At 65.1% G+C, this 8,878-nt stretch carries 8 protein-coding genes; 5 read left to right on the forward strand and 3 right to left on the reverse strand.

The features are described 5' to 3' along the window. The first annotated feature begins 40 nt into the window (after positions 1–40). The 5 genes from ABEL04_RS10830 (at position 41) to ABEL04_RS10850 (ending at position 5,119) form a co-directional block, all read left to right on the forward strand. A complete protein-coding gene (locus tag ABEL04_RS10830) occupies positions 41–433 on the forward strand; it encodes a dopamine receptor D4 (RefSeq protein WP_375802408.1) in 393 nt (130 codons plus the stop codon). A gap of 71 nt (positions 434–504) precedes the next feature. After that, positions 505–828 (forward strand): cell division protein ZapA, encoded by a 324-nt coding sequence (locus ABEL04_RS10835; protein WP_375802409.1) that lies wholly within the window; start codon positions 505–507, stop codon positions 826–828. A 90-nt stretch (positions 829–918) separates the two neighbouring features. After that, on the forward strand, positions 919–2,961 hold the full coding sequence (locus ABEL04_RS10840; protein WP_375802410.1) for an ABC-F family ATP-binding cassette domain-containing protein: 2,043 nt from the start codon (positions 919–921) through the stop codon (positions 2,959–2,961). Between the two features lie 65 nt (positions 2,962–3,026). Then, positions 3,027–4,232 (forward strand): hypothetical protein, encoded by a 1,206-nt coding sequence (locus ABEL04_RS10845; RefSeq protein WP_375802411.1) that lies wholly within the window; start codon positions 3,027–3,029, stop codon positions 4,230–4,232. After that, entirely contained in the window at positions 4,229–5,119 is an 891-nt protein-coding gene (locus ABEL04_RS10850; protein WP_375802412.1) for a CheR family methyltransferase, read from the forward strand. The genes ABEL04_RS10845 and ABEL04_RS10850 overlap by 4 nt, the downstream gene beginning before the upstream one ends. A 397-nt stretch (positions 5,120–5,516) precedes the next feature. Here ABEL04_RS10850 and ABEL04_RS10855 read toward each other — a convergent pair whose 3' ends face one another. The 3 genes from ABEL04_RS10855 to ABEL04_RS10865 all read right to left on the reverse strand — a co-directional run. Beyond that, on the reverse strand, positions 5,517–6,686 hold the full coding sequence (locus ABEL04_RS10855) for a family 10 glycosylhydrolase (RefSeq protein WP_375802413.1): 1,170 nt from the start codon (positions 6,684–6,686) through the stop codon (positions 5,517–5,519). Between the two features lie 179 nt (positions 6,687–6,865). Continuing rightward, positions 6,866–8,596, reverse strand: coding sequence for an amidohydrolase family protein (locus ABEL04_RS10860; protein ID WP_375802414.1), 1,731 nt, complete (start codon positions 8,594–8,596; stop codon positions 6,866–6,868). 6 nt (positions 8,597–8,602) lie between these two features. After that, positions 8,603–8,878: type II toxin-antitoxin system death-on-curing family toxin (locus ABEL04_RS10865; RefSeq protein ID WP_375802415.1), on the reverse strand; the 276-nt coding region annotated here is incomplete at its 5' end.

An 8,878-nucleotide genomic window follows, 5' to 3' on the forward strand; every position in this document is an offset into this window, starting at 1 on the left:
CGCCGGCCTCTCGTTTGCTCTCATCTCCTAGAGGACCGTCATGAGCGAAGCGAGCCGAGTCCCGATCCCCGAGCCTGACCCGTCACCGCCCCCGGATCCCTCCTCTTCGGAGGAAGCGGATGGGGAAGACGACCTCTCCTCCCTCCCTCCCGTCCATCAGGACGTGGTTCGCCGTCTCCGTGCGAAAGTGGAGCGTGCTGCGACCCTCCTTGACCAATTGCAGACGGAAAACGAGCGCCTGCGACAGCGCGTCGAGGAGTTGGAACAGCAGCCCTCCGTTCCAGACGACAAGACGGTACTCGCACTCGAGGACGATCCGGAGCATCTCCAGGATCGGATCTCGGACTTCATCGAGGCGATCGACACGTACCTCAAAGATCGGTCCGTGGCACCGGGAGAGACAAAGTTCTCCCCCGACGACGCCCCCTCTTGACTGGCTCTTTTTCTCTGGGCTGGTGCCGATCTGCCTCTGCTGTCTTTTCCGCACCTCACCGACCGAGTCCTATGGCCGATTCGGAGCACACAAAGTCGATCCGCGTGCACATCATGGGTCGTGAGTACGGCCTTCGCGTGCAGGAGGGCGACGAGGCGCACACGCGCCGCATCGCGTCCTCTGTCGATGAGCGGATGAAGGAATTCAAGGAGGCCCACCCTGAACAGGCGGAGCTGACGGCGGCCGTCATGGCGGCCCTTGCCTTCGCCGAAGAGCTGTTTCTCCAACGCGAGCAGTACGAGGAGGGAACGGCTGCGCTCAACGGCGAACTGGAGCGTCTCGTCCAGCGGCTCGACGCGTCCATGCCCCCGGCCCCGGACGGCGAGAGCGATTGAATCCCGCTCGTCCTGCACCGGGGGGAGCAGGGCCCGTCCCGTAGAGAGCAGTTCCTCCTGGTCAACTCCTGCAGAGTCGATCGTGGCGGCATGATTAAGCTTGACGACATTCGCCTCCAACTCGGAGACGAGCTCCTGTTCGACGGGTTGTCGTGGACAATTTCTCCCGAGCCGCGCTGCGTGGGCCTCGTCGGCCCCAACGGCGCCGGAAAGACAACCCTGTTCAGGGTCATTACCAACGAGCAGCGCGTGGATTCAGGGGAGGTGGTGCGGGAGGGCGTATCGATCGGCTACCTTGAGCAGGATGTCCAGGAGCTGCCTGGCGACCGTACGGTGCGGGAGGAAGCCCTCCGAGGCTTCGACGACGTGCTGGCCCTCGAAGAAGAAGAGGAACGAATCAGTGAGAAGCTGGCTGCTACCGACCACGAGAGTGCGCGCCACCGGAAACTCCTGAACCGTCTGGATCGAGTCCAGGAGAAGCTGAATGCCCGTGAGGCACACCGTGTCCGGCCCCGCACCGAGTCCGTGCTCACTGGGCTCGGCTTTGCGCCCGACGAGCTCGACCGGTCCCTTCGCACCTTCTCGGGCGGCTGGCGCATGCGGGCGACCCTGGCCCGTCTTCTCCTCAAGCAGCCCGACGTGCTGCTCCTCGACGAGCCGACCAACCACCTCGACATCGAGAGCATCGACTGGCTCGAGGACACCCTCCAGACGTACCCCGGGGCTGTGATCCTGGTGAGCCACGACCGCTCGGTCCTCGACCGCATGGTCTCATCCATCGCCGAGCTCACGCGAGGTCGTCTCCTGCACTACGACGGCAACTACTCCCACTACCTGGAGGCGCGCGAGGCCCGCTACGAACGGTGGCGGCGGCGGTACGAGAACCAGCAGAAGCGAATCGAAGAGATTGAGGAGTTTATCTCCAAGTTCCGGTACAACGCCGCGCGGGCCAGCCAGGTACAGAGCCGGATTAAGAAGCTGGAGAAGATGGACCGGATCCCCCCGCCCCCCGATTCGGAGCCGTCGATCTCGTTCGAGTTTCCGGAGCCCCCTCGCTCGGGAACCGTAGTGCTGGAGCTCTCCACGTTCCGCAAGGCCTACGAGACCGAAGAGGGCACGATCCCAGTGTTTACTGAGGCCGGCCCTCTCACCATCGAACGGGGCGACAAAATCGCGGTCGTGGGGCCGAACGGGGCCGGCAAGTCCACCCTCGCCCGCATCTTGCGCGGCGTGGAGGACTTTGAGGGCACGCGTACTGAAGGACATAACGTGGAGATGTCCTTCTACGCCCAGCACCTGACCTCGACCGCCCCTGCCCCCCAGGCCTCAGCGGTCGCTGGGTTTGACCCCAACCAGACTGTGTTCGAGGCGGTCCGCGAGGCGGCCCCCAACCGTCCGAAAACGGAACTGCGCAATCTGCTCGGCACTTTTCTCTTTACCGACGACGATGCGTTCAAGGAGATACGGGTACTGTCCGGCGGGGAGAAAAGCCGACTTGCTCTGGCCCGCACGTTGCTCTCGCCCGCCAACTTCTTGATCCTCGACGAGCCGACCAACCACCTCGACATCCAGTCGAAGGAGGTGCTCATCGAGGCCCTGCAGCAGTACGAGGGCACCTTCGTCCTGGTGAGTCACGACCGGCATGTGCTCGACGCGGTGGCCGAGACGACGTGGCGCGTCGGCGGCGGCACGGTGCGCACCTTTCTGGGCAACTACTCCGACTTTCGCTGGCAGGTGGAGGAGGGTTCGGCCCGGCCCCTCCAAGACTCCACAGGGACGGCGGACGCGTCTCCCCCCTCCGATTCCTCCTCGAACGGCCAGGTGTCCGGGAACGAGTCGGGTGGGGCCCCCGACGCCGATGCGATGCAGCGGCCCGAAGAGGGGCCCTACGCCGACCTCAACTCGTACCAGCTCAAGCGCAAGCTGGAAGAGACAGAAGCCAGAATCCTGGAGATTGAGGAGCGCCAGGAGGAGCTCGAAGCAGCCATGGCCAATCCGGAAGCCTACGACGGAGATGGGGCTCAGGCCCGCGAGTTGTCCGACGAATACAATGCCCTGAAAGAGGAACTGTCTACCCTCTATGACGAGTGGGAGATGCTCACCGAACACGTCATGGCCCTCGAGGACCAGTAGAGCGGGACCGCTGTCTTCTCCCCCACGTATTTTTTTAGGTCCCGCCGCACGAACTGAATCCCTCTATGTCCCTCCTTCGCTCTCTTGGTTTGCTTCTCGCCCTCACCGGCGGTCTTTTCCTGCCGGAGGCCCACGCCCAGATCGAGTCGTTGCCCCGCCCCGACTCCCTCGACACGGCCTCGTTTGGGGTCTCCGTTGCCATCGGCGACTCAATCGCCGTCGTAGGGGCCAGCGGCGCCTCTGTCTGCGGCGACGACGCCGGGGCGGTGTTCGTGTACGAGCGCCGTCCAGGGCCGCTGGTGACGTCCTGGTCCCTCTCGGCCCGGCTGGTGCCACGGGACTGCCACGCAAAAGCGTTCTTCGGGGCCGATGTGGCCCTCGACGGATCGCGCATCCTGGTGAGCGCCTTCAACAGCGACCTCGTGGGCGAAGGCGAGAACGCGGCGTACATCTTCGAGCGTACGGCCAGGGGGACCTGGACGCAGGCGGCACGCCTTACCGGGCTCTCCAACCAGCAGGAAGGCTTGTTCGCGGCGGGCGTAGCGCTCGACGGCGACCGGGCCGTCGTGAGCACGTCCGGCAACCCAGAGGGCGCGTACAACGGCGCCGCGTATGTTTTCGAGCGCGACGCTGCTACCGGTGCGTGGTCCCGCACAGCCCGGCTATCGGTCCAACGCGGGACCGAGTCGGGCGTCCTCGGGCGGGACGTTGCCCTCGACGGCAATCATCTCGCCGTGGCGGCCTCCACCTTCTTCGAGCAGGAGCCCGGATCCGTCTATGTGTTTCGGTACGACGTGGCGGCTGAACGCTGGCGGCAAGACGCACACCTGAAGGGCATCGACGCGTTTTTTATCAAGCTCGACCTTCAGGACTCGACCCTAATCGTCGGTGAGGACCGGGCCGGGAACGATGAATCGGGCGCGGCGACGGTCTACACCCGCGACGACACGACCTGGACGCGGTCTGCGACTCTGCGGCCCTCGATCCCGTACGACTCTGGGGCCTTTGGCTCTACCGTCTCCCTGCAGGACGGACGCGCGCTGATCACCGGCTACGACGAACAGCTCGGCAAGGAAATCAACATCGACCGCGTCGTCTACGTTTTCCAGCGGCAGACCGAAGGATCGTGGCAGGAGCGCACCATCCTCGATCTCGGCACCGTAGACTTTGGGGCAGGACTCGATCAGAACAGCCAGATCGCTATCATTAGCTCGGTGCCCAAAACTGAATCGGGCACCGCGTACATCGCTCGGCTGCCGCAGCCCAAATGACGGGCGACCTTCGCCTCCTCCCCCTGCGTCTTCGACAAGCCGTGTCTGCGGATCCTTACCCCTCCTTTCTTCGGTGGGCCCTCCCTCGTCTGGGCAAGCGATGGGCGGGGTATCGCCGGGTTCGAGGACAGGTCGAGTCGCGCCTTGCCGACCGTCTGCAGGCGCTGGGCCTGCGGAGCCTCGATGCGTATCGGGATTACCTGGAGGCGCATCCGGACGAGTGGAAGCGGCTCGACGCGATGTGCCGCATCACTGTCTCCCGCTTCTACCGCGACCCGGTGGTCTTCGATGCCCTGCGGGACGAGGTGCTCCCAGCGGTGGTCCGGGGGCTCCCCTCACAAGGGGAAGCGCCACTTCGGGCCTGGAGCGCGGGGGCGGCGTCCGGCGAGGAACCCTACACCCTCCGGATTTTGTGGCGCCACGCGCTGCGCGATCGGTTCGGGGGCCGTTCGCTGCACGTGACGGCGTCGGAGGCACAGGCGCACATGCTAGAGCGAGCGCGACGCGGGTGCTACCAGCGGGGCACCCTCAAGGACCTCCCCGAGGCCTGGATCGACCGCGCGTTTGTCCACGATCCGGCCCTCGACTGCGGCAAGCACGCTGAACCCTACTGCCTCCATCCCATCTACCGCCGCCACGTCACGTGGCGTCAGGACGACATCCGGACCTCGATGCCCGACGGGACTTTCTCTGTCATCTGCTGCCGGAATCTCGTCTTTACGTATTTCGATGCGGCCCTACAGCGTCGTTTCCTGCGTAAGCTCCTCGAGCGGCTTCGCCCCGGCGGAGTGCTCGTGCTCGGCGCAGACGAATCCCTGCCCGACGAGGCCTGGCCTCTTGACCGAGTCGAGGACGGACTCCCTCTCTACCGCCATCGCCCGTCGTAGACGCGAACGCCTGACCCTGGGGCCACACCGTGTCCAGATACGGGACCCTGTTCTCAGCTCTCGTCTCTCATTCCCGCGAGAATGGAACCGCTCCTGGAAGCCCTCGGGCCTTTCTCCGCGGTAGCGGGCCCCGCACTCGTAGACGGTTTTCGGCCGATGTCGAACCGGAAGCAGAGGGGACCTATGTCGGCCTCCTTCTGGTCGGCACGCTCTGTGGATTTGAACTGGGGAGATCTTGGATCGCTCCTGTCAAGGCCTAGAACCCGTCGTTCTTCGGTTCACCCCCAGCCCAGCTGCGCCCGTAGAATGGCACGCCGAGCACGAGCTTTCGCGGCGGCATGCCCGCCTTCACGAACAGATTCACGGCGCCCGCCACTGCGGACCGGACAGAGGACAGTCACACCCGCGCAGTCGTCTCCGCGAAGGTGTTCCACAGCGCGTCGTTCATGCTGCCAGCCGAGAAGAGTGTGATGCCCTGGGCACCACCCTCGTGCGCCTTCTCGATGAGGCGCTTCAGGCCCCCCGGCGCCACGGCCCCCACGTTGAGGCCGCTGTACACACGGGTTGACTTGCCCTGCCCCCGTAGCCGCTCGATGCCGGCCCGCGTCTGGTCGCGCACCCAGTTGGCCCCGGCGTGGTAGAAGTTGTGGTACAGCATGGGGTGCACGTAGTCGAGGTCCCAGTGGTGCCACCGCTGACGGACGGACTGCCAGTTCGGAAAGGTAGCGGCAGACACTGCCTTGTCGTTCTCCCGGGCGATGGGAATGAGACGATCGTTCACCAGGTTTGTGATGCTCTCATAGCGGAAGAGCCGCCACTCCATACTCGCAGGGGGGTTTTCCAGATCGAAGGGATCGGACCCGTGTTTTTCCTCGAACATCGACCGACAGACATCACAGTAGCAGTAGTCGTACGGGGCCTGCTCCTCGTTCTGCACGACCCCGTACTTTGGTTGGAGCGCCTCGGCAATGATGACGTCAGGGAAGCGGATATAGTCGAAGTGGATGCCGTCGAGCCCGCCGATGGATGTGATCTCCCGCACCCGCCTCTCGATGAAGTCCTGGGCCCCCGGCCGGTTCGGACACGTAAATTTGTAGTAGTCGACGTACGCCGGCGCGTCGACCGCCGACTCGCCATTTCGGTTCACCACGAACCACTCCTTGTGGGCCTCAACGATCTCCGGGATGGTGCAGGGCATCGAAATCATCCAGCCATGCACCTCCAGGCCCGCCTGCTTGGCAATCGGGAGAATCGTTTCGAGCCACTCCCCCTCGACCGGCAGAAAATCGCTTCCGTAGTACGCCGCGCTATTGCTGTAAACCTGCGGCAGGATTGCGTCGATGTTGTGTGTGCGTAGCCGTTCGAACCGGCGTTTCCACTCGTCCTCAGGAACATCGAGTTCCGGCCCCATCCACACCCAGTTCGTCGGGGCGGATTCGGGGGGCGACGGCTTGTCCCCGTCCGTCGCATTCGTCGGGGAACGCTCGGGCGGGGTCGAAACGCCCGCGGCGGCCGCGCCGAGGGCCCCCGCCCCGAGAGTTTTCAAAAACGCGCGTCGTTCTGGCATAGAGAAGAAGCGTTGAGTCCGAAAAAAGGGGTCCTGTCCGCACTCGTCTGCCGTACGAGGGACGAGACCGCAGCGAGAATAGGATTGCAAGCTATGCCTGAGGCCGGGATCGTGCAACCCGCGCCAACCCGGGACCGCTTCCAAGATGGAACGCAGCCCTTCTCCCGACCGGTGGTTTTTCATTCCTTCGGCACGACCCACGCGCGATCGATGACCCCGTTCGCCACGTGGTACAGCACCACCTGTTCGTTGGGAGGACCAGGCCCACCGGTAATCGTCTCGTGGAGAACGACGGTTTGGCCCATCGGGGCCGTGTGGTGAATACGAACATTAAGATTTTGTGCTGTCTGGAAGGTGGACGCGTACTGGTCACGGAGCGAGGACCGGTCGCTCATCGCCAGCGAGTCCGGGTGCTCGTACACCTTCAGGTCAGGGGCGAAGGCGTCGAGAAAGCCGCCGAGGTCGCGGGCATTGAAAGCATTGGCGCCCTGTTGCACGACGGCTTCTGGAGGGCGCGGGGTCAGCTCGTTCGGGGTGTACACGCGGCCCTCCTTGACAACCCGGTGGATCGACGAGGCGTTCGAGAGGTCTGCAAGTGGGTTTTGGTTCAGGACCACGAGATCGGCCTGCATGCCGGGCTCAAGCTGTCCGAGGTCGTCACGGCCCATCAGTTGCGCCCCGCCCGCGGTCGCCGTCGCGAGAATATCACGCGGCGTGAGGCCGGCGGCCCGCATGAGCTCAAACTCGCGGTAGAGGGCCGGGCCGTGCGGTGTACCGATGTTGCCCGCGTCGGTGCCCGCCGCGATGGACACCCCCGCGTCGTGAAGGCGCTTCAGGTTGCGCATCGCTGTGGTGTCGGACGCGATCGTGGGGGCCTGCTCGATGCGCTTCCGGAGGCCGGCCGGGACGAGCGAGTCGGGGAGGGCGCGCAGGTCGAAGAGCGAGGCGATGACGTCCTTCTGCCCGATGCGGTGCTCGGCCGTCGTGAAGTCGAGCTGCTGGGCAAACGTCTCGCGGTAGCGCTCCCCGACCATGAGCGTCGGCGTGTAGAGCACGTCGTTCTCGCGGAGGAGACGCACGAAAGCGTCGTCCACCGGCTTGTTGAACACGCTGTGGACCAGGATGTCGGCCCCGGCCTCGACGGCGGCGCGGGCCGTCTCCAGCTCCGTCGCGTGCACGGCCACGCGCTTCCCCGCGGCGTGCGCCTCGTCGACCACCGCCTCCACCACGGGCCGGTAGTCCGCGGGCGTCTCGTTTCCCTGCACAATGTACCAGATCTTGATCAGGTCCACGCCCGCGTCCACCTGTTCGCGCACCTCCTGCCGGGCGGCCTCCGGATCGGTAATCTTCAGGATGGGCGGGTCGCCGAGGTCCAGCGATGGGCGGGAGACGCTGGAGATGAGCGGCCCGGCCACCGCCACGGTCGGGGCCATCGCTGTAGTGTCGGCCTGCGCACGCACGTCGAGGTTCCACATCGGCCCGCCTACGTCGACCACGCTCGTGACGCCGCTGCGCAGGTAGCGGCGGAAGGTATCCGGCAGACGGTCCTTGATACGACGGAGTTCCTCGGCGTAGGGCCGCTTCGCCCGAAGATCGATCACGTCCGGACGTGTGTAGAGGCCGCCGCTCTGAAAGAAGTGGACGTGCCCGTCGATGAGGCCCGGCATCACGTACGTGTCGGGCATCTCGTAGACGGTTGCCCCCTCCGGCACCGTCACCGCGCTCGAGGGGCCCACCGCCGCGATGCGGTCGCCCTCCAATACGACCGTCGCGTTCTCGATCACCGTCGAGTCGGCGGGATTGAGGGCCGTGGGGCCGACGAGGGCGGTGGGCTGGGCGCTCGACGAGTGGCCCCACGCAACGAGAAGAAGCACGACGAGGAACCAGCGGGGAGATGGTGGAGAGGCCATTGGGGGCTACCGCGGAACGGTGTTTTGTTCGATCCACTGCGCGAGTTCCTCTTCACTCACCTCTCCCGAAGCCACTCGTTCCATGACCCGCACCATCTCGGCCTCGTCGGGATCGAGTCGAGGTCCATTTCTGAACAGAAACGCTCGGGCCGCAAGGAGATCCGTTCGCTTGTTTCCGTCGACGAACGGATGATTCCGAACGATGCCGTGACCGTACGCCGCCGCGAGCTCGAAGAGGGATGGATCCGCGAAGGCATGCCGGTTCTGCGGCCGACTGAGTGC

The sequence above is a fragment of the Salinibacter sp. genome, from assembly GCF_042218895.1.
In the GTDB taxonomy this organism is placed as follows: Bacteria; Bacteroidota; Rhodothermia; order Rhodothermales; family Salinibacteraceae; genus Salinibacter.